Source organism: Paraclostridium benzoelyticum, from assembly GCF_001006285.1.
Classification (GTDB): domain Bacteria; phylum Bacillota; class Clostridia; order Peptostreptococcales; family Peptostreptococcaceae; genus Paraclostridium; species Paraclostridium benzoelyticum.
In genome coordinates, this window is record NZ_LBBT01000038.1 from 1 (window position 1) to 21,689 (window position 21,689).

The 21,689-nt window shown below is 29.2% G+C and carries 25 protein-coding genes and 1 riboswitch; of the genes, 24 read left to right on the plus strand and 1 reads right to left on the minus strand.

The features are described 5' to 3' along the window. Positions 1-208 precede the first annotated feature (208 nt). Positions 209-295, plus strand: a riboswitch (cyclic di-GMP riboswitch). A gap of 338 nt (positions 296-633) precedes the next feature. The 23 genes from flgB to VN21_RS02095 are packed head-to-tail and all read left to right on the plus strand — an operon-like array spanning position 634 to position 20,715. Beyond that, positions 634-960, plus strand: a complete 327-nt coding sequence (flgB, locus tag VN21_RS01985; protein WP_046821797.1) for a flagellar basal body rod protein FlgB — start codon at positions 634-636, stop codon at positions 958-960. A 4-nt stretch (positions 961-964) separates the two neighbouring features. Further along, positions 965-1,369 carry a flagellar basal body rod protein FlgC gene (gene flgC / locus VN21_RS01990; RefSeq protein ID WP_046821798.1) on the plus strand — a complete coding sequence of 135 codons (405 nt, stop codon included), beginning with the start codon at positions 965-967 and terminating at the stop codon, positions 1,367-1,369. 12 nt (positions 1,370-1,381) lie between these two features. Beyond that, positions 1,382-1,696: a flagellar hook-basal body complex protein FliE gene (fliE, locus tag VN21_RS01995; RefSeq protein WP_021429568.1), complete on the plus strand. Its 315-nt coding sequence runs from the start codon at positions 1,382-1,384 to the stop codon at positions 1,694-1,696. A 23-nt stretch (positions 1,697-1,719) separates the two neighbouring features. Then, positions 1,720-3,294 carry a flagellar basal-body MS-ring/collar protein FliF gene (gene fliF / locus VN21_RS02000; RefSeq protein WP_052951952.1) on the plus strand — a complete coding sequence of 525 codons (1,575 nt, stop codon included), beginning with the start codon at positions 1,720-1,722 and terminating at the stop codon, positions 3,292-3,294. Positions 3,295-3,307: 13 nt separating this feature from the next. Next, a complete protein-coding gene (fliG, locus tag VN21_RS02005) occupies positions 3,308-4,360 on the plus strand; it encodes a flagellar motor switch protein FliG (protein ID WP_263330059.1) in 1,053 nt (350 codons plus the stop codon). Then, entirely contained in the window at positions 4,347-5,120 is a 774-nt protein-coding gene (locus tag VN21_RS02010) for a FliH/SctL family protein (protein ID WP_046821799.1), read from the plus strand. The genes fliG and VN21_RS02010 overlap by 14 nt, the downstream gene beginning before the upstream one ends. After that, positions 5,117-6,424 (plus strand): flagellar protein export ATPase FliI, encoded by a 1,308-nt coding sequence (gene fliI, locus VN21_RS02015; RefSeq protein WP_046821800.1) that lies wholly within the window; start codon positions 5,117-5,119, stop codon positions 6,422-6,424. Before VN21_RS02010 ends, fliI begins: the two co-directional genes overlap by 4 nt. Before the next feature lie 15 nt (positions 6,425-6,439). Further along, on the plus strand, positions 6,440-6,880 hold the full coding sequence (fliJ, locus tag VN21_RS02020) for a flagellar export protein FliJ (protein ID WP_046821801.1): 441 nt from the start codon (positions 6,440-6,442) through the stop codon (positions 6,878-6,880). Positions 6,881-6,894: 14 nt separating this feature from the next. After that, entirely contained in the window at positions 6,895-8,109 is a 1,215-nt protein-coding gene (locus VN21_RS02025; protein WP_046821802.1) for a flagellar hook-length control protein FliK, read from the plus strand. A 10-nt stretch (positions 8,110-8,119) separates the two neighbouring features. After that, complete coding sequence (locus tag VN21_RS17765; RefSeq protein WP_052951953.1) at positions 8,120-8,707, plus strand: flagellar hook assembly protein FlgD; 588 nt, start codon at positions 8,120-8,122, stop codon at positions 8,705-8,707. Between the two features lie 4 nt (positions 8,708-8,711). Then, complete coding sequence (flgF, locus tag VN21_RS02035) at positions 8,712-9,545, plus strand: flagellar basal-body rod protein FlgF (RefSeq protein ID WP_046821803.1); 834 nt, start codon at positions 8,712-8,714, stop codon at positions 9,543-9,545. A 12-nt stretch (positions 9,546-9,557) separates the two neighbouring features. Beyond that, entirely contained in the window at positions 9,558-10,370 is an 813-nt protein-coding gene (locus tag VN21_RS02040) for a motility protein A (RefSeq protein ID WP_046821804.1), read from the plus strand. Beyond that, positions 10,360-11,115: an OmpA/MotB family protein gene (locus tag VN21_RS02045; protein ID WP_046821805.1), complete on the plus strand. Its 756-nt coding sequence runs from the start codon at positions 10,360-10,362 to the stop codon at positions 11,113-11,115. Before VN21_RS02040 ends, VN21_RS02045 begins: the two co-directional genes overlap by 11 nt. Positions 11,116-11,126: 11 nt before the next feature. After that, positions 11,127-11,531: a hypothetical protein gene (locus VN21_RS02050; protein WP_046821806.1), complete on the plus strand. Its 405-nt coding sequence runs from the start codon at positions 11,127-11,129 to the stop codon at positions 11,529-11,531. Next, positions 11,515-12,180 (plus strand): flagellar type III secretion system pore protein FliP, encoded by a 666-nt coding sequence (gene fliP, locus VN21_RS02055; RefSeq protein WP_046821807.1) that lies wholly within the window; start codon positions 11,515-11,517, stop codon positions 12,178-12,180. The genes VN21_RS02050 and fliP overlap by 17 nt, the downstream gene beginning before the upstream one ends. Positions 12,181-12,197: 17 nt before the next feature. Next, positions 12,198-12,467, plus strand: a complete 270-nt coding sequence (fliQ, locus tag VN21_RS02060) for a flagellar biosynthesis protein FliQ (RefSeq protein ID WP_046821819.1) — start codon at positions 12,198-12,200, stop codon at positions 12,465-12,467. Positions 12,468-12,476: 9 nt separating this feature from the next. Beyond that, positions 12,477-14,309, plus strand: a complete 1,833-nt coding sequence (locus VN21_RS02065) for a fused FliR family export protein/FlhB family type III secretion system protein (RefSeq protein ID WP_046821808.1) — start codon at positions 12,477-12,479, stop codon at positions 14,307-14,309. 13 nt (positions 14,310-14,322) lie between these two features. Next, the gene (gene flhA / locus VN21_RS02070; protein WP_046821809.1) at positions 14,323-16,380 is read left to right on the plus strand and encodes a flagellar biosynthesis protein FlhA; all 2,058 of its coding nucleotides are present in this window, start codon (positions 14,323-14,325) and stop codon (positions 16,378-16,380) included. Between the two features lie 20 nt (positions 16,381-16,400). Next, entirely contained in the window at positions 16,401-17,105 is a 705-nt protein-coding gene (locus VN21_RS02075; RefSeq protein WP_046821820.1) for a sigma-70 family RNA polymerase sigma factor, read from the plus strand. An 8-nt stretch (positions 17,106-17,113) separates the two neighbouring features. After that, positions 17,114-17,887 carry a flagellar hook-basal body complex protein gene (locus VN21_RS02080; RefSeq protein ID WP_046821810.1) on the plus strand — a complete coding sequence of 258 codons (774 nt, stop codon included), beginning with the start codon at positions 17,114-17,116 and terminating at the stop codon, positions 17,885-17,887. Between the two features lie 9 nt (positions 17,888-17,896). Then, entirely contained in the window at positions 17,897-18,652 is a 756-nt protein-coding gene (locus VN21_RS02085) for a flagellar hook-basal body complex protein (RefSeq protein ID WP_046821811.1), read from the plus strand. Positions 18,653-18,669: 17 nt separating this feature from the next. Next, complete coding sequence (locus VN21_RS02090; RefSeq protein ID WP_046821812.1) at positions 18,670-19,551, plus strand: flagellar motor switch protein FliM; 882 nt, start codon at positions 18,670-18,672, stop codon at positions 19,549-19,551. Positions 19,552-19,596: 45 nt separating this feature from the next. Continuing rightward, positions 19,597-20,715, plus strand: coding sequence for a hypothetical protein (locus tag VN21_RS02095; RefSeq protein WP_046821813.1), 1,119 nt, complete (start codon positions 19,597-19,599; stop codon positions 20,713-20,715). A 45-nt stretch (positions 20,716-20,760) separates the two neighbouring features. Here the strand turns inward: VN21_RS02095 and VN21_RS18340 are convergent, their stop codons facing one another. Beyond that, entirely contained in the window at positions 20,761-20,946 is a 186-nt protein-coding gene (locus VN21_RS18340; protein ID WP_152650748.1) for a hypothetical protein, read from the minus strand. A gap of 337 nt (positions 20,947-21,283) precedes the next feature. Here VN21_RS18340 and VN21_RS02100 point away from each other — a divergent pair, with 337 nt between their 5' ends. Next, entirely contained in the window at positions 21,284-21,604 is a 321-nt protein-coding gene (locus tag VN21_RS02100) for a MazG-like family protein (RefSeq protein ID WP_046821814.1), read from the plus strand. The last annotated feature ends 85 nt before the right edge of the window (positions 21,605-21,689 follow it).

Genomic DNA, 21,689 nt, shown 5'->3' on the forward strand with positions numbered 1-21,689 from the left:
TAAAAAAGATTTATAAATTTCAAAAACAAGTATAAAGGTTTAAGTTAAAATGCCGATTATTAAACTAAATGAGAAGCTTTTGCAAATTAATGTAGAATGATGAATTATTATGTTATAAAAAAATCAAATTTTAGAATTATCCAAAATAAAAGTAAAAGCTTGAAATAAGTAATATTTTGGTATAAAATGTAAGTGTAAGTCGAAAAATGATATTTAAGGGCAAAACTAGGGAAATCTAGCTACGCAAAACTATAGGGGCTAAGGCTTTGAAAAGCTATGCTCGCCAGTTACCGAAGAGTTAATAAAACTTTTTGTTATCATTGCTAATATTAAAATTGTAAAATTAAGCAAAGAGATACTAAAAAATTTTAAGAAAATCTATAAAATCATATTAATACATATTGGTGAAGTGTGTATATTTTTAAAATACATAAATTTGTATATACTTTATGTTATAAAGGCTATTTATGTAAAAATTAACAATAAAGGTATGATTATGTCTAATTTTCTTTTCTCGTTTTGTTTTAATTTTCAAATAAAAAATTAGTAATAATATTCTATAAAAGTGATGAACTACTCTTTCAGAGTAGTTTTTTTTAATTCTAAAAAACATTTTAAGCATTGGAGGGGAAAATGGAAGTTTACAATTTAATAAAATCAGGATTAGATGCAACAGAATTAAGAAGTAGAGTTATTGCTAATAACATTGCAAATATTAATACTCCAAATTACAAGAGAAAATATGTAGAGTTTGAAAATACACTAAAAGATTCTATGGATAAAAATACTAAACCTGAGATAAAAACGGATAATTCATCAAAAGTAAGAGAAGATGGGAATAATATTGATTTAGAAAATGAAAAAGTTAACCAGGCAGCTACAACTCTTGAATATAACGCACTTATAACTTTGACAAATATAAAACTAGGGATGAGTAGAAGTGTAATAACAGGGAGGTAAGTAAATGAGCATTTTTTCAGGAATGAGAATAAGTGCAAGTGCACTTTCGGCAGAGCGATTAAGAATGGATGTTGTATCATCAAATATAGCTAATATGAAAACAACTAGGACATCAGAGGGCGGAGCTTATAGACGAAAAGTGCCTGTATTTGAAGAAAATTATGATAAAAAGTTAGGTATGCTAGGTGTGAAATCAGTAGCTATAGAGGAGGATAAGTCTCCACTTCGAAAATTATACGAACCAAATAACCCAGATGCAGATGATCAAGGTTATGTGGAGTATCCAAATGTAGATATTTTAGTTGAAATGACTGATTTAATGACAGCATCTAGATCTTACGAATCAAATATAGATACATTAAATGCACAAAAAAGTATGATTTCAAAAGCTTTAGAAATAGGTAGGTAAAAGGAGTAGTTTATGAGTGGAATAAGTACTATAAATGCAATAAACAATATAGCAACAAATAATAATTTACTTACGGGAGCTAGTAATACAGGAAAAGTTGAAAAAGAAAATAACTTTGGAGATGTAATAAAAGAAGCATTAGATAAAGTTAATGATAAGCAAGTACAATCAAATCAAAAAATTCAAGACCTTATAAAAGGAGAAAATGTCTCTATGCATGATGTAATGTTGTCAGCTCAAGAAGCGCAATTGTCAATGCAGTTGATGATTGAGGTTAGAAATAAGATATATGAAGCTTATCAAGAGCTAAATAGAGTCCAATTATAACTTCATAGCAAGGAGAATTTTAAATGAATATAAAGGAATTTCCGCAAAAAACAAAAGATTTTGTGATAGTAAAAAAAGACCAATTTATTGAGCTTCCTAAAAAAAAGAAAATAATAATTGCAACTGCAGTTGTAACATTGATTTTAGCAGGAATATTTGGAATTAATTATGCAAAGTCAAATAAGTATGCAGTACTTTTTTCAGGGTTAGATTCTAATGATGCTACGGCGGTAACCAAAGAGTTAGAGTCAAAAAAGGTAGAAACTAAAATAAAAGGTGATAGTATTTTAGTACCCAAAGGAGACGTAGATAAACTTAGAATGGAATTGTCAAGTAACATTTCTAATGGATCTAAGGGATTTGAGTTAATGGATGGGGGATCATCATTTGGGATGACTGATGAAGAATTCCAAATTAAAAAACAAAGAATGATTCAAGGTGAAATTGAAAAAACTATAAAAGTTTTTCCACAAGTAGAAAGTGCTAGAGTTCATATAACACAAGGAGAAGAATCTGTATTTGCTAATGAAACAGTACCTGGTAAAGCTGCAGTTTATCTAGATGTAACACCTGGTCAAACATTAAAACAAGATCAAGTAATATCTATAATGTCACTTGTTTCAGCGAGTACACAAAACGTACCAAAACAAAATGTTGAAGTAATAGATCAGAACATGAAGTTATTATCAGATGGGTTAATAGACGAAAAAGGAAATGTACATACAAATAGCTTAAGTGAAGTTGATGAATCTATTAAAGCTGAAAAAGATTTAAGTAAAGACTTAGAAAGATCTATACTAGGTTTATTAGAACCTATATTTGGTGAAGGAAATATAAGAGCTAGTGTTAATACAGATTTGGACTTTGATTCAAGTGAAAAAACTGAACTTATAATAGATCCAAATAAAGTAATTACAAAGGAATCAAAATCAAGCAGCAAGTCGAGTGAAAGAGAAAACTCAGGTGGAGCTGTAGACAATAATATGAGCAATATTAACGAAAGTGGAAAAGGAACAGATGAAGATACTCATCAAGAAGTAGAGTATAAAACTGGAAAAACTGAGACAAAAGTAATAAAAGCTAAAGGTGGCATAAATAGGATAACTGCTTCAGTTGCTATAAATGGAACACTTACTAGTGCAGAACTAAGAAATGTTGAAGGAATGGTAGCAAATGCAGTTGGTATGCAACCTAAAAGAGGAGATAGTGTTAAAGTAGTTTCTATGGGATTTGGCTCAAAAGACGAAGATACTTCTACATTTGGAGTTATAAAGAGTGCTATAAGTAAGGACAAATCGTTAGGAAGGGTGTTAATTATAGCAGGTGTACTGAGTGTAATTATTTTACTTTTAATAATAGGTACAATAATTTATATGATTATAAAGAAAAAGAAAGCATCTAGTGAGCTAGATTATGTAGATGAAGAAGATGAAATAGAACTAATCAACAAAAAACTAGAAGAATTAGAACAAAATAGATTAAATAGTAACGAAGAAGAAGATGAGGAAAATATTAGCTTAGAAGATGAAGTTAAACAATTTGCAGCTGATAATCCAGATCAAGTTACAGACCTAGTAAATAGTTGGTTAAATGAGTAAAGGGTGAGATTATTTGCAGACAGAAGGTGTAAAAGGTAATGCATATGACTTAGGCGATATTCCTAAGTTTAGAAGAGTCACAGGATCTAGAAAGGCAGCTATACTTTTAATGACATTAGGTCCGGAGATAGCTTCAAGTGTAATAAAAAATCTTTCAGATAGAAAAATTCAAAAAATAGGGGTTGAAATAGCTAATATAAATACGGTAAAGCCAAGAGAAAGAAGAGAGGTTTTACAAGAATTTATAGAGTTAAATAAAGGAAAAGAGTTTGTAATAGAAGGTGGAATTGACTGTGCAAAATCTTTACTTAATGGAGCATTAGGAAGTCAAAGAGCTACTAAATTATTAGAAGGTATAAAATATGATGCATATACAAAATTATTTATATCAGCTAGAAAGGCTGAGCCTGAACAAATACTAGCATGTATACAAGGTGAAAGTCCTCAGGCTATAGCCATAATATTAGCTCATATTCAACCTGATAAAGCAGCAGTAGTATTATCTGAATTACCTGATGAACTTAAGCTTGAAATTGCACTTAAGATAGGAACTACAGCAAACATATCACCAGCTGTAATAAAATCTATAGACAAAGCTATAGAAGAAAAATTAAATAGTTTAGGAAAGTTAGAGATGGAAAGTGCTGGTGGTGTTAATAGCTTAGTAGATATATTAACAAATGTTGATAGAAAAACAGAGAAAAATATTATCAAATTTATCGAGCAGAAAAATGAAGAATTGGCTGAAGAAATTAAATCTAACATGTTTATCTTTGACGATATCGTTAGACTTGATAATATGGCTATTCAAAGAATTCTTAAAGAAGTTAATGTTAAAGACCTTGCATTTGCGCTTAAAGGAGCATCAGCGGATGTCTCAACTGCAATATTTAAAAATCAATCTCAAAGAGCATCACAAGCATTACGAGAAGAAATTGATTTACTTGGCAAGGTAAAGATATCTCAAGTGGAAGAAGCTCAACAAGCTATTGTAAATGTTGTTAGACGACTTGAAGATGCTGGCGAAATAACATTATCTAGAGGTTCAGACGATGAGTTTATTTAAAAGTAACAGTATTTTAAAATCTAATGGAATAGTTTTTAAAGGTGTTAAGCCTTTAAAAACTACTTCTAAACCAAAAGAAATTAATAATGAAGAAATAGTTGATGAAAATGAAGAATTAAAAGTCAAAGAAGAAATAGAAGAACAACTGCATCAAGCAAAGGATACTTGTGAAAATATGATATCAAATGCACAAGTAGAAAGTGAAAGAATTGTTCAAGAAGCACAAAATGAATGTGAAGAAATAAAAAAAAGAGCATATGAAGAAGGCCATAACATAGGATTAAGAAATGGATATGAAGATGGATACAAGGAATCATATGAAGATAATATTGAAAAAGCAAAACGAGAATCAGAAGAGATTATAAATAAAGCAAGTAATATTTTATTACAATCCAATGAGCAATTTACAGACTTTTTAAAAGATAGTAAAAAAGACATTATTAGCTTGAGTATATCTATAGCAGAAAAAGTTCTTAAAGAAAGATTTAAAGATATAGACTCTATGAATAATATACTTGAAGCTACTATAAAAGAATATGAAATTAAAGAAAATTTTGTAATAAGAACTAATGCAATCCATATAGAAAAAATTAATGAACAATTAAATGAGTTAAAAAGCCAACAATTAATAAAAGGAGAATCCTTTATACTAGCAGATGACTTTATAGAACCAGGAAACGCAATAATTGAAACCAATAAAGGTAGATTGATAGTAGGAGTTGACTGTGTTTTAGAAAAAGTGAAAGAGGAACTTTTATGATAGATATAGACTTTGAAAGATTGAAAAATAAAGTTTTAGAAGTGAAAGAGGTTATATCAGAAGGTAAGGTAACGAAGATAATAGGACTTACTGTTGAAGTAGAAGGTATAAAGGCTTTTGTAGGAGAGCTTTGCACAGTTTACAATTATGCGGATGAGCCTATAAACTGTGAAGTTGTTGGTTTTAAAGATAAAAATGTAATTCTAATGCCACTAGGAGAACTTGCAGGAGTAGCGCCTGGGTGTAGAGTTGTTGCTAGAGGAATACCACTTAGTGTCAAATGTAGTAATGATTTATTGGGAAAAGTTCTTGATGGAATTGGAAACCCAATAGATGATGAAGAGGTTTTAGGAGGAGAAAGGTACAGTCTTTCAAATGAACCCCCAGATCCGATGAAAAGGCCAAGAATAAAAAATATAATGCCTACAGGAATAAGAGCAATTGATGGTTTTTTGACTTGTGGAGAGGGGCAGAGGATAGGAATATTTGCAGGAAGTGGTGTTGGGAAAAGTACAACTTTAGGAATGATAGCAAAGACAGCTAGAGCTGATGTAAATGTTATTGCGCTTATAGGAGAAAGAGGTAGAGAAGTACTAGATTTCATAGAGAGAGATTTAGGTGAAGAAGGTATGAAAAAATCTGTAGTAGTTTGTGCAACTTCAGATAAATCACCTTTACTTAGATTAAAGGGGGCATTAACCGCAACAGCTATAGCTGAATATTTTAGAGATCAAGGTAAAAAAGTTATTTTAATGATGGATTCAGTAACAAGGTTTGCAATGGCTCAAAGAGAAGTGGGGTTAGCTATAGGAGAGCCGCCTGCACAAAAAGGATACACACCCTCAGTATTTGCACTACTTCCAAAACTTATGGAAAGAAGTGGGATGTCTGATAAAGGGTCGATAACTGCTTTTTATACAGTTTTAGTTGATGGAGATGACTTTAATGAACCAATCGCAGATACAGTAAGAGGTATTTTAGATGGGCACATTGTTCTATCTAGAGAGCTTGCACATAAAAATCATTACCCAGCTATAGACATTTTAAATAGTGTAAGTAGACTTATGAAAGAAATTTGCGAGGATCAACATCAAGAATGTGCATCTTTAGCAAGAGATATATTAGCTACATATAAAGAGGCTGAAGATTTAATTAATATAGGTGCATACGAACATGGCTCTAATAAAAATATAGATTTAGCAATTGAATACATAGATAAAGTTAATTCTTTTTTAAAGCAAGGTGTAAATGAAAAAACTAAATTTGAAGAGAGTATAGTTGAACTAAAGAACATATTCAAATAACGAGGAGAGGTTTAAGTGACAAACTATAAGTTTAAGCTACAAAAGTTATTAGATATAAAAATAAAAGAAGAAGAAGAAAGTAAATTAGAATATACAAAGGCACAAAATGATAAAAAAGTAATAGAAGATAACATAAAAAAATTAGATTGTAGTTATAAAAAATATGCTCAGTTTGAAGATGTAGAGGATACTATAAGTCAGAAAGTAAGATTAAACTATCTTCACTCAATAAGTCAAACTATAGAGCAAAGTAATCAAATATTAGTAGAAAAAGAAAGAATAGTAGTAGAAGCTAAAGATAAATTTATTGAAAAACAAATAAATAGAAAATCCTTAGAGACATTAAAAGAAAATAAATTTATAAAGTTAAGAAAAGAAGAAGCGAGAAAAGAACAAATAGAAAATGATGAATTTGCTTTATATGCGTACATCAGAAATAAAAAGAATATATCATAAAGGATGATTGAGATATGAATTTTAACTTGAATTTTTCCTTCGACTTAGTAAACTTAGCACTTGGAAAAAGTAATTTAAGCACTAAGTTATCAAGTAAAGGTGGATTTGAAGATTTACTAGCTTCTTTAGATATGGACATTGAAAATACAAATGTAGATCAAAAAAATGAAGATTGTAATTTAATAGCATCATTAATTCAAAATCTTTTTTCAAATTTAAGTAAATTAAAAGATATGGATAATAAAGATTTAAAAAAAGAAGAAATTTTGAAGTCAATAAACGATACCATTTTAAGCATAAATAACGAATTAAATTTAAACTTAAAAACGCTAGATATCGATAAGATGATGAAATTAAGTAATGATGAAATAAGTAGTTATATTGATTTAAATTTTGATTTAGATAAATTTACTAAAACTGGTAGTTTAGATTTACCAATGGATGATGAAATTATTTTACCTAAAGGCCTAAACATAGATGACTTGTCGAAAAAAACTGGTGAATCAAATAATAAACTAACAGAAAATATACATAAACAGGATGAAAATCCGAAAGATGGAATTAAAAAAGTAGACAGTGAGATAAAGTCTTTAAAGTCATATGAAGAATTAAGTGTAGCAGCAAATATTAATAAAAATAATATTGTAGATGTGAATCAAAAAGATAAAAGCAAAGATGAAAGCTTAAATATCCTAGAAAATATAGCAGATAAAAATGCAAGTGATTTATCTATAATAAACAACAAAACATTTACTCAAGAACCAGCTGCAAATAAAAATTTACCAGCAGTAACTATACGTGCAAGTAATCTTGGTGATGATTTTATAAAAATGGTTAAATACTTGAAAAGTAACAATATAGAAGAAATTAAAGTAAATATAAATCCTAAAGAATTAGGGGATATGACAATAAAGCTTTTAAAAGACAGTGAAGCCACAAAGGTATTTATACATGTAGGAAAAGAAGAGACTTTTAATATGTTAAATAAAAATTTAAATGATATAAATAAACATCTAGCCGATTTAGGAATAAAAGCTAAAGACATAGTTGTTGAAATGAAATCAAATGATCAAAATTTCTTTTCTGATAATTTAAGTCAAGAGTTTAGCAGAAAAGAAGAACAAAAAAAGCAAAAAAGAAGTAGTAAAAATAATGATATAGCACTAAATTCCATAGAGGATTTAGATGAAGATAAAATAGATGAATCAAATCTTAATATATTAGCTTAGAGGTTAAAATATGAATAATTTTATGAAAGTAAATACACAACAATCAAGTACTAAAACTGTAGCAAATACTAAATCTACTAATAAAACAGAAAATGGAACACAAATAGTTATGCCAGGAGAAGAAACTAATAAAGATTTATTTCTAAAGTTATTAGTAGCACAAATGAGCAATCAAGATCCTTTAAATCCACAGGATCCTACACAATATATAACGCAGCTTGCTCAATTTAGTACACTAGAGCAGATGCAAAGTTTAAATGAAGGGATGTCATACCTAGTAGGGTATAATCAAGGAATTTTCATAAACTCAGCAATGAGTACAGCATCAGCGCTTATAGGAAAAAGAATAGAAGCTTATGCTCCAAAGGAAGAAGATACTGAGGAAAATAATAATGTAGTTAAAGACGATAACAAAACAGATGACAAAAAAACTATTACAGGAGTAGTAGAAGGCGTAAAGATTGAAGATGGTATTGTTTATATGGAAGTAAGATTAGATGAAACAGGAGAATTAAAATCCATAGAATATGGGTCTCTTATAAAAGCAAGTGAAAATAAAGACTCTTCAGAGTCAAATACAAATAAAAAGGGAGAGTAATGATATGTTAAAGTCAATGTATTCAGGAATAAGTGGAATGAAGGCAAATCAAACTAAAATGGACGTTGTTGGTAATAATGTTGCAAATGTTGGAACAACAGCTTTTAAAAAATCAACTACAAGATTTTCAGATGCATTAAATCAAACGGTAATATATTCAAGTGTTCCTGGGGGAGCGGCTGGAGATCCTAATGTAATAGGAGGGGTTAACCCAGGTCAAATAGGTATTGGAACGAAGGTAAGTGGAATATTTAGAAATATGGTACAAGGAAATATACAACCAACAGGAAGACCAACAGATTTAGCTATAGATGGGGATGGGTTCTTTGTTGTAAGTGTAGGACCTAATCAAGAAGCTTACACAAGAGATGGATCTTTTACATTAGATGCCAATGGAAACTTAGTAACAGCTGATGGATATAAAGTTTTAAATACAGATGGAAAACCAATAGAAATACCAAAAGAACAACCTAATCCAGATGGAGAAATGCAAAAAGTATTATCTTTTAATATATCAAAAGAAGGTAAAGTTTCATATCTACTAGCAGATGGAACAAAGGTTGAAAATGCTCAAACATTAAAAATAGCAGTATTCCAAAATCCAGAAGGTTTAGAATCTTTAAGTGGAAACCTTTATGGAGAAACTGCTAACTCAGGAAATGCTATGTACGGAGTAAAATATGGGCAGATAAATCAAGGGGCTATAGAAATGTCAAATGTTGATTTATCAGAGGAATTCACAGAAATGATAGTAACAACAAGAGCATTCCAAGCAGCAAGTAAAGTTATAACGACAAGTGATGAACTTTTACAGGAAATAATAAACTTAAAAAGATAGTAGGAGGGCAATATGAAAAAAAATGATATGTTAACTCCCGTAGGTCTTGTCTTAGCTATTGGATTTGTTGCATATGGTATAGCAATAGGAAAAACAGGGATTGGCGCATTTATAAATGTGCCATCCTTAGCAATTACAGTTGGAGGATCTTTTGCAGCTGTACTTACAACATTTTCCATGGAAGATTTAAAAACGGGATTAAAAATAACTAAAGAAACATTACGATCAGGCAATATAAATAAAGTTGATCTAGTAGATCAATTTAAGGAATTAGCTAGAAAAGTTAGAAAAGACGGACCTTTAGCCGTAGAGCAAGAGGTATCTGAAATAGAAGATGCTTTTTTAAGAAAAGGCTTAGAGTTAGCTATAGATGGAATTGATATGGAAGATATTAAAGAAATATTAGAAATAGAAATAGATGAAGTAGAAAGCAAATACAGTACAGGATCAAAAATATTTAAAATCTGGGGATCTTATGCACCTGCATTTGGTATGGTTGGTACATTAATAGGATTAATTCAGATGCTTTCAGACATGGGAAGTCCATCTACAATTGCAAGTGGTATGGCAGCAGCTCTTATAACTACATTTTATGGAGCATTAATGGCAAATGCATTATTAAATCCAATTGGATTTAATATTCAAATAAAAGGTGAAAAAGAATGTGAACGTATGGATATGATGATTTGTGGAATTATGAGTATTCAAAATGGGGATAGCACTAGAGTTATTGAAGAAAAATTAGTAAACTTCTTAACTCCAAAAGAGAAGAAATCTTATTACACTAGAGGAACGATAGAAGGTGAAGCAGTAAATGTCGCGTAGAGCTAGAAGAAGAGGAAAAGGCGATGATGTAGAAACTGGGTCTTGGATGGACACATATGCTGATACAATAACTCTACTTCTTACTTTCTTTATCCTACTATATTCAATATCGGCAGTAGATAGTCAAAAGTTAAGTAAATTATCAAAAGCTTTACAAAGTTCTTTAGGTGGTAGCACATCTATAGAAAAGCTTGAAAATATAGAAGATTTAAAAGTGGGAGTAGATAAACCAAATTTAGAAAAAGAGGACCTTGCAAAAAAAGTTAATAAAGCAGTACAAGATAATAATCTTCAAGACTCGGTAAAAGTAAGAGAAGAGGACAGAGGTATAGTACTTCAACTAGATGAGAATATACTATATGACTCTGGTAGAGCAGACTTAAAAGAAACAAGTATAAAAGCATTAGACACTATAACTAAACTAGTTAAAGACATGGATAATGATGTTTTAGTAGAAGGGCACACAGACAATATTCCTATACATAACTCAGAATATGTATCAAACTGGGAACTTTCAACAGCTAGAGCTGTAAGTGTTGTAAGATACTTTGTTGAGACTAAAGAGGTTCCACCAACTAGGTTTGCAGTAAAAGGATATGCAGAGTTTAGACCTTTAGTAGCTAACGATACTCCAGAAAACAGATCGACAAATAGAAGAGTAGATATTTTGATAATAGATAAAAAAGAAAAAGTTAAGAAAGAAGAAAATCAAGAACAGCAACAAAGTCAAGACACGAAGGAGTAAGATAACTTATTATGTATGAAACATTGAGATACTTAGTAAACTTAAGTGCATTTATAATTCTGATGATTGGAGTAATTGCTATTGCTTATAAAATGAATGGAATTAACTTACAAAATGTTGGAATGTATAAATATACAAAAATTTTAGAAAAAGTTGGGATTAATAAAGATACATATTTAGTTGTTTTAAAAACAGGAGAAGATGGATGTGTGTTGTTAGTCTCAAATAATAATATAGAAAGAATAAAAGACTTAACTCCAGAAGACGTAAAAGAGATAGAAGATAAAAGACAAAAGAACAATGTATTAAAAGGCGATAAATTAAAGTTTAAAAAATTAAACTTAAAAAAAGATATACAAAGCCCTATAAATTTAATAGGTAAGCTAAAGGAGAAGAAAGATGCAAACACTAAGTGATATAACACCATATTTAAGCGATTATACTCCTTTAATGAAAATGTTTATAGTTTTAACCGGTTTAATGTTTTTAGGTGCAATAGTCTTTATGATGACAAGTTTTGTAAGAATTATAATAACATTTTCTTTTATAAAGTCTGCACTAGGTGCTCAGCAAACAATACCTAATCAGGTGTTAGTTGGACTTGCAATATGTTTGACTATGTTTATTATGGCTCCTACCGTGAAACAAATAAATGAGCAAGCATTAAAACCCTATATGAGCCATGAAATTAAGTTTGAAGAAGCTGTAGAAAAAGCAGAAAAACCTATAAGAAAATTCTTATTAAAACAGACTAGACAAGAAGATATAAAACTATTTGTTGAAAACTCAGATTTAAATGAAAAAAATTTAACTAGAGAAAATATACCCTTGTATGTATTAATACCAGCATTTTCTATTAGTGAATTAAAAACAGCTTTCCAAATAGGATTTTTAATTTATTTACCATTCTTGTTAATAGATTTAGTAGTATCAAGTGTACTTATGTCTATGGGTATGTTTATGCTGCCACCTGTTATGATTTCGCTGCCATTTAAATTGTTACTATTTATTATGGTAGATGGATGGAATTTATTAATAAAATCTTTATTGCTAAGTTTTCAATAATTGAGGAGCGTAATAAAATGAGTGAAAGTGTAGTAGTCAGCATAGTAAAAGAAACTTTATATACAGGAATGTTAATAGCAGGGCCTATTTTAATATTATCTTTATTGGTAGGTTTACTAATAAGTATATTCCAGGCAACCACTCAAATCCAAGAACAAACATTATCTTTTATACCAAAGTTAATAGTTGTAGCACTTACATTGGCAATCGGTGGAGCTTGGATGTTAAATGAGCTTATTCAATTTACAAATAAAATTATGAATATGGTTGCAAATATAAAAGGATAATTTTAAAAATTGATATTTGTATTTTTTAGATTGATTGCATTTTTTTCATGCATAAGTATCATTTTCCCGAGTGGAACGCCAAATGTATTTAAAGTTACTTTCACACTATTTATGTCGGTAATAATTACTTCTACAATAAATGTTCATGTAGAGGTTAAAAATGTATATGAACTAGTCAATATTGGAGTAATGGAAACTATAACAGGATTAGTTTTAGGTTATATAACAAGTATATGTATAAACAGTTTAAAGATCGCTGGAAGCTTAATAGATCAACAACTTGGATTATCGATGATAAATATTTACGATCCAAGTAGTCATGAGAGTAACACACTAATTGAGAATATAATTTATTGGATTGGAATAATGGTATTTTTTAGTATAAATGGTCATCATGAGCTTATAAAAGGTATAAGTCAAAGTTTTAAACTTATAGAGGTGGGAAGTTATATATTAAAAGATAACTACACATATGTTGTAAATATATTTATTCAGTGTTTTATAATCGGATTCAAGATAGCAGTTCCGATAATATTAGCACTTATAATAACCGACTTTATAATGGGATTAATTTCAAGAAGTGTACCACAATTAAATGTAATGGTAATAGGAATGCCTTTAAAGATAATTGTTGGAATAATGTTCTTTGTAGTTTCATTACCATTTCTATTAAATGAATTACATAATTTATTGATTAATATGACTGATATTTTAGATGGAACTTTTAAAGCCACTAGCAAAATGCACGTAACATCTATGGCACCATTAGGTTTTTTCCTTTCAACTGATGATAAAACAGAAGAGCCTTCTGGTAAAAAAATAAAAGATGCTAGAAAAAGTGGTAATATAGCAAAAAGTAAAGAAGTTGTAACGACGGTAACACTTTTAGGTGTCCTTATGATAATTTACGCTATGTCTGATTTTATAATTGGGGAGCTACAAAGTTATATAGTTCAATATTTAAATACTGGCTTTACAAATGAGTTTTCAATAGTATTGGTAAAAGATTTACTTATGATTCTTTTGATGGGGTTTATGAAAATCATAATACCCATTGGCATGATTATCATACTTTTTTCATCAATAGGAAACCTTATGCAAAGTGGATTTTTAATGACAACAGATCCATTAAAGCCAAAGCTATCAAAATTAAATCCAATAAGTGGATTTAAAAATATGTTCTCTAAGAAAGCATTAGGAAATTTAATAAAAAGTGTAATAATTGTAACTGTTCTTTTTAAAGTAGGATATTCATTTATGGAGAAAAACTTCATGGGAATAATGAAAACTGGAGATATTTATCTACCATATTTAATGAAAACTATAGTTGAGTTAATTAGAGATTTAATACAGAACATACTTTTAGTTTTAGTAGTTGTATCTACTCTAGATTATGCATACCAAAAGTATGTATATAAAAAAGATCTTAAAATGACAAAACAAGAGGTAAAAGAAGAGTACAAGCAAATGGAAGGTAATCCAGAAATAAAAGGAAAGATAAAGCAAAAACAAAGAGAAATAGCATCAAGAAGAATGATGGAATCTGTACCATCAGCTAGTGTAATTGTAACAAATCCTACTCATATATCTATAGCTATAAAGTATGAAAAAGGAGCAGATTCTGCACCAATAGTTGTAGCAAAAGGAGCAGATTTAATAGCCTTTAAAATAAGAGAAATAGCAAAAGAGCATGATATACCTATTATAGAAAATAAGCCATTAGCAAGACTTATTTATAAAGAAGTAGAGATTGAACAAGAGATACCTGAAAAGATGTATCAAGAAGTAGCAGAGGTATTGGTTGCAGTTTATAAAATAAAAAATAGATATAAAAAAATGTAAAAAGAGGTTTTAAATGGAAAAATTAGGACTTAAAAAAAGAACTGATATATTAGTTGGATTTGGGATAATAGGAATTATACTTATGATAATAATTCCACTACCACCGTTTTTATTAGATATAATGCTAGCTATAAATATAGGTTTGTCAGTGCTTATATTACTAATGACGATATTTTCAACTAGTATATTAGAATTATCAATATTTCCAACGATACTTCTAGTGACAACTTTATTTAGGCTAGGTCTTAATATATCATCTACAAGACTTATATTAGGGCAAGGTTATGCAGGAAATGTTATAGAGTCTTTTGGAAGTTTTGTTGTTGGAGGAAATTACGTAGTTGGTATAATCATATTTTTAATAATTGTAATAATACAATTTGTTGTTATAACAAATGGTTCGAGTAGAGTATCTGAAGTATCAGCAAGATTTACATTAGATGCAATGCCAGGTAAGCAGATGAGTATAGATGCAGATTTAAATGCAGGAGCTATAGATGAAAAGACAGCTCGAAAAAGAAGAACAGAATTACAACAAGAAGCTGAGTTTTATGGGTCTATGGATGGTGCATCTAAGTTTGTAAAAGGTGATGCAATTGCAGGTATAATCATAACTACAATAAATATACTTGCGGGGATAGTTATTGGGGTTGTAATGCTTAATATGGATTTTATGGAATCTATTCAAACTTATACAAGGCTTACAATAGGAGATGGACTAGTAAGTCAGGTTCCTGCATTAATTATTTCAACTTCTGCAGGTATATTAGTAACTAAAGTTAATGGCGATGAAAACTTTAGTACTCAATTAGGAAAACAGTTAATATCAATTCCTAAAGCGGTAATTATGGCAGGTATAGTTTTAGTATTACTAGGATTATTGCCTGGGTTACCTAAATTATCATTTTTCACTCTAGGTGCAGGAGCTATATTTATAGGATACACACTTAAAAAAGAAGAAAAAGAAGCTGAAGAAGAAGCATTGTATGAAGTTGAAGCTGCACCAACAGCTGAGGAAAGTCTAGAAAATGCAGAAGATGTTTCATCTCTTTTAAATGTAGAACCTATAGAGATAGAAATTGGATATGGAATAATTCCTCTAGCTGATGAAAGTAGCGGTGGAGATTTATTACAAAGGATTGTATCTGTTAGAAGACAGTGTGCAATTGATATGGGAATAATAGTTCACCCAATAAGGATAAGAGATAACCTTCAGTTAAATCCAAATCAATACACTATAAAGATAAAAGGTATACCGGTAACCACATATGAACTTATGCCAAATATGCTTTTATGCATGAACCCAATGGGTATGGATGTGGATTTAGATGGTATATCAACTAAAGAACCTACATTTGGGTTAGATGCCTTATGGATAGAAAAAGACAAAGCAGAAGAGGCAGAATTATACGGATTTACTGTTGTAGACCCTACAACTATATTAGTAACTCACTTACTTGAGACTATAAAATCTAAATCTCATGAACTTATGGGACGTCAAGAAGTAAAGGCGATAATAGATGCTACAAGAGAAAAATACAGTGCAGTTGTAGAAGAATTAATACCAGATTTAATGACATTAGGAGAAGTTCAAAAAGTATTCCAAAATCTATTAAAAGAAAAGGTATCTATAAAAGATAGAGTCACTATACTAGAAACTTTAGCAGATAATGCAAGAAATACTAAAGATTTAGAGCTACTTACCGAATATGTAAGAATGGCTATGAGTAGAAGTATATGTCTTGAATTAATAGATGAAAACAATTCGATAGTGGTTACAACACTATCTATGGAAATTGAAAATTTAGTAGCTAATAGTTTACAAAGATCTGTAAATGGAACATATCCAGCTATAGATCCAGAAACCACTAATAAGATTTTCAAAGGAATACAGTCGACTATAGAGTCTATGAATTTTAATAATAATAGACCAATAGTATTAGTTTCTCCTAAGATAAGAGCACCATTTAGAAAATTAGTTGAAATGGTGTTTACTAATTTAACTATATTGTCATTAAATGAAATACCTAATGATGTACAAATAAAATCTCAAGGGGTAATTAATATATAGTGATTGGAGTTGTTGACATTATGATTAGTAAAGAAGATCTTATAAATCAAAATATGCCTATTGTTAGAAGCATAGCTTCTAAGTACTATACAAATAAAATAGGAATGGAATACGAAGACTTAGTAAGTTATGGGGTTATGGGATTATTAGATGCAAGTGATAAGTTTGATGAAGGAAAAGGTGTTAAATTTTCAACATATGCTTCTATAAGAATAACATCTTATATAATCGATGAAATTAGAAAGCAATCACCAGTATCTAGAGGATGTATAAGTAAAGTAAGGTCATATAAAAATTGTATAGAAAATTTACAACATAAACATTTTAGAGAGCCTACAGTAAATGAAATAGCTGACTTTATGGAAATATCGAATGACGAAGTTCATAAAATAAGAAAAAGCACTTTAAATTTAAGTACAAGTTCTCTTGATAATATGGTTTTAGATAATGAAAATGATTTAAAACTTATAGATATAATAAAAGACGAGTCTATAAATGTAGAAGCATCAATAGAAAAAGAAGAGTTAATAGAAACAGTTGCTAAGGCTTTAGATTTGTTAAAAGAAAAAGATAGACTTGTACTATCACTTTATTATTACGAAGAGTTGACACTTAAAGAAATTGGAGAAATATTAGGCGTTACAGAGTCTAGAGTTTCACAGTTAAGTAAAAAAGCTATTTCAAATTTAAGAGGTATTATGAAAAAACTAAAATACCTGGATTAGGAGGAAATATGATAAGAGGACTATATGCATCTGTATCTTCGATGATAAACTTACAATCGAGACAAAGTATAATAACAAATAATGTAGCAAATTTAAAAACAAACGGATATAAAGAAGATAAGTTAATATCTAAAAGTTTTGAAGAAATGACTTTATCCAATAATGATAACTATAAAAATGGAAAAGCATATCAGCAAATTTTAGGTGGAGTAAGTTTTGGAGCTAGAATAGATGAAGTTAATACAAATTTTAAACAAGGGACTTTTCTATCAACTGAAAATAATTCCGATTTTGCAATAGATGGAAGTGGATTTTTTCAGATAAGAGACTCTGGTGGTAATACGTTTTATTCTAGAGATGGATCATTTAAGGTTAATTCACAAGGATATCTTGTAACTAATGGCGGTCATAATGTTATGGGATTGAATCAGGCAAGTGGAGCTAATGAACCTATATATGTGGGCAATGGTAAAATTACAGCTACACCTTCAAATGAGATACTTGTGGAAGGTGGAGCTAGGTATAAGTTTTCTATTGTAGATTTTAATGATTACAAAAACCTTAAAAAAGTTGGAGATAACTTATATTCAGGAAATAACCCTGTAAACTCAAATAATTATTCTATAAAGCAAGGTTATGTAGAAGGATCAAACGTAGATTACATAAGCTCAGTAACAGAAATGATGGAAACCGTAAAAGAGTTTGAAGCTAATCAAAAAGTTATACAAACTATAGATTCAACATTAAGACAAATAGCTAATGAAATCGGAAGCGTAAGGTAGGTATAAAATATGTATAATATAATGCATAATAGTAAGTCTGGGATGTTATCAAGTCAATCTAATATAGATTTAATTTCAAATAATATAACAAATGTTCAGACTGTAGGATATAAAAAATTAGATGCTAATTTTTTAGATTTATATCAAGAATCATTACATAAAAATTCATACCCAACTAACTCTACAAGTGTTAGAACAGGTACTGGAAGTAGAATATCTCAAGCAACTAGAAACTATGAACAAGGTGCAATTAAAGAAACTAAAATAAATACTAATTTAGCAATAGATGGAGATGGCTTTTTTAGAGTGATGAAATCAGATGGAAGCTATGCATACACTAGAAATGGGGAATTTAATTTAGACTCAACTGGTAAATTAGTAGATGATAAGGGTAATATACTAGATATACAACCATTAAATGGTAATGGTAAAAATATTAATCTAAAAAATGGAGATTTAAGTATAAATAAAAATGGGGAAATATACCTAGATAATAACAAAGTTGGAGTTATTAATTTATATCAACCTAAAGGGGATGCTGATTTTGTATCAGTAGGAGATAACTTGTTTACTGCAAAACCAACCAATGTTGAAACTGTACAAAATAAAAGCATATTACAAGGATATGTAGAAATGTCAAATGTAAATATGCAAGATGAAATGGTAAATTTAATCATGGCTCAAAGGTCATTTCAGTATAACAGCAAGGGTATACAGGTAGGAGACGATATGTGGTCAATGGTAAACAATCTTCAAAGTAGATAGCACCGGAGGCATATAAAATGGAAATTACAATCAGAGATTATGATTTTAAAAAACCTCAAAGATATTCTGCTGATAATATGAGATTTTTATCACTTATAGCCGAAGACTTTTGCAAGTACATGAATTTAAATATAGCATATGATTTAAAACAGAAAAGTATAAATTCTGAACTTAAAAAAATAAGGCAAACTAATTTTGAAGAATTTATGAAATCGATTGAATATGACTCGATAATAATAGAACATGACATATTACCCTTAGTAAAGGGACTTATATATCAAATGGATAAAACAGTAGCTCTTACACTTATAGATTTAATGTTAGGTGGAGATGGAAGCTTTAAAAATAAAAATAGAGAATTAACTGAAATTGATAAGCATCTAATTTTGAATATTGCTGAAACTTTCATAAAGAGATTACACATAGTAGATGGATGTAATAAACGGGAAGTTTCAAATATTTATACCAATATTGAATCCAGTAATAAGTTTTCAGTAAGTGAGTCTGTACTTATTGCACAAATGACTATGTATAACGGGAACGAAAAAATTGGAAAGATGCATTTTTGCAATCCTTATTGTTGCATGGAGCCAGTACTTGAACAATTAGAAACAAAAAAACTTCTAAAAACTAGAGATATAGAAGGTCAATATGAATTTACCAATGCTATATATCAAAACATTTGTAGTGTAAAGGCTGATATGACTGCAACATTAGGAAATACAAACATATCTGTAAGAGACCTTATTAATTTAAATGTAGGAGATGTTTTGAAACTAGACAATAAAGCTAATGGAGTTGCACTACTTAGCGTAAATGGATATAATGTTTATGAGTGTAAGCCAGGGCTTATAAAAAATAAAAAAGGACTTATTATAGTAGACACAATAGATAAATAACAACCATAGATAACAAAGTTCATTTGTAAAGGGTGAAAATTATATATGACAAAGATACTAAAAAGTAAATATAGTAGCAGTGGCGAACGATGTGTTGATGCATGTTTGAATTATGGTGAGCTAAGATTTGTAAACGAAGATGGATCACCTATGAGTATTGAAATACCTCTAGATAAATATGAAGAAGCTATAGCGGATTTTGAAGATAGAATAAAAGAAGGTATGACGCATGCAACATTAGAGCCAAAAGAAATATTAAAAAGAGGAGCTTTTACATACAATCAAGCTAAAATTATAGCTAACGAAGGTAGAGTAAGAGGAGTTGAGTTTTTTGAAATTGATGGAAGTGTGGAGACAGAACATATACTAGGTATGTCAGGGTGTATAGAGTATGCACTATCTATATGGAATGGAGATTCAAAAAATGAAGCGCTTATCAAATCTATTTTGAGAAGTATAAAAATTTATGGAGATAAATTTATTGAAAGTATAAAATTAGATAATACTGTGGATAAAAGTGAATACTGTAGATTTGCAAATAGTCTACAATCTACGAACAATTCATTTGATATAGATTTGTATAAATATAGAAATCACACAATAGAAGATGATTTTTATTTAGAAGATGAAAAAAATTATCAAAAGATTAACAATATGAAATTAATATTAGGAGTTTTAGGAGGTACATTAGCCTTCTTCATATTGGCTCTTATTACTAACTTTGGGAAATTATTAAGTAATTCTTATATATACATACTGTTAAACATAGTAGGAATAGGTGCAGGAGGACTTGCAACAGCTAGATTATCAAAATTAATACTTGATAAATACATAAAAAATACTAATCAAGAAGTTATGGAAATGTTCAATGAAGAAGTTGAAAGAGTTTCAAGAGATAATTTATTAACAGAAAAAGAAATTTACATAATTTTAAAGAATATAACCAAAGGTGAATTTTCTAAATTACTTTTAGATATGAAAGGTAGTGTAAATAAGAAAATTTCTAGTGTGAATATAGTTAACAAAGAAAGTAAATTTATATTAGATGCGAGAAGGTATGTAATATTACCAAGTGAATATGAAATAAAGCAAGCATTAGACTCACTAGTAAATGGATATAAGTCAAAGCTAGATACTGATTATAATGTAGAAAATGTAAAATAACATGAAAAAAAGAGCTATATAAAATAGCTCTTTTTTATTTAAGTTTTAACTTTCAAGTCCTTTTTTCATTGGAGAGAATACTAACCCTGAAAATATAAGTCCGCATAATGCACAACCTATATAAAGCACAGGAGTTAATACAGGTTTATCTAGTAAATTAGCAGATATACCACAGATTAGTCCTAATAATAAGAACATAACCATATTATAACTTCTTCTCAACCGATCCATTGCTGATTACAACCCCCTTTAAATTTACGAAAATCGTAGGAAGTAAAAACACGAGGTAGTCAATTGAATTCTCAATTAACTACATATATATATATTAACACAAATTTAATACTAAACCAATAAAACTAAGTACTTTACTGATTTTGTTAATAATATTTAACATTAAAATTTTATCGAATATATATTAAAGTTTGAGAAAAAGATATAAGAGGATATACATGGGTTAGCGACATTTAAAGCTGAACTTTGCTTGTGGAGTAAAAAGTGTATATCTTCTTATATCTAAGACTTATGCTATACTAAATATGGTGTGCAATTAAAGAAAAGAGGTATAAAAATGAATAACAAAACATTAGTTAATTTCGAAGAAATTCAAAAACTAACAGAAATAGATAAAAAAACGATAGAACAAAGAGCTTTAAAATTAACAGAAGAAACAGGAGAAGTAGCACAAGCTATACTTAGCAGTATAAATGCATGTGGATGTGGATATAAAGATAAGTCAAAGCATGATATAACTGAAGAATGTTTAGATGTTATTATAGTTGCAAGTTCAATAATAAGTCAAAATTATGAAAATGAAGTAGATGTTGAACTTATAAAAAAAATATACAATAAAAAATTAGAAAAATGGAAAGAAAAATGCAGTCAAAGGTAGAAGTTAACTCATAAAAAGTGAGTTAACTTTTTTAGTTTTAGGAAAAATTATTCTCTTGAAATGTATTAATAGAATATAAATTTTT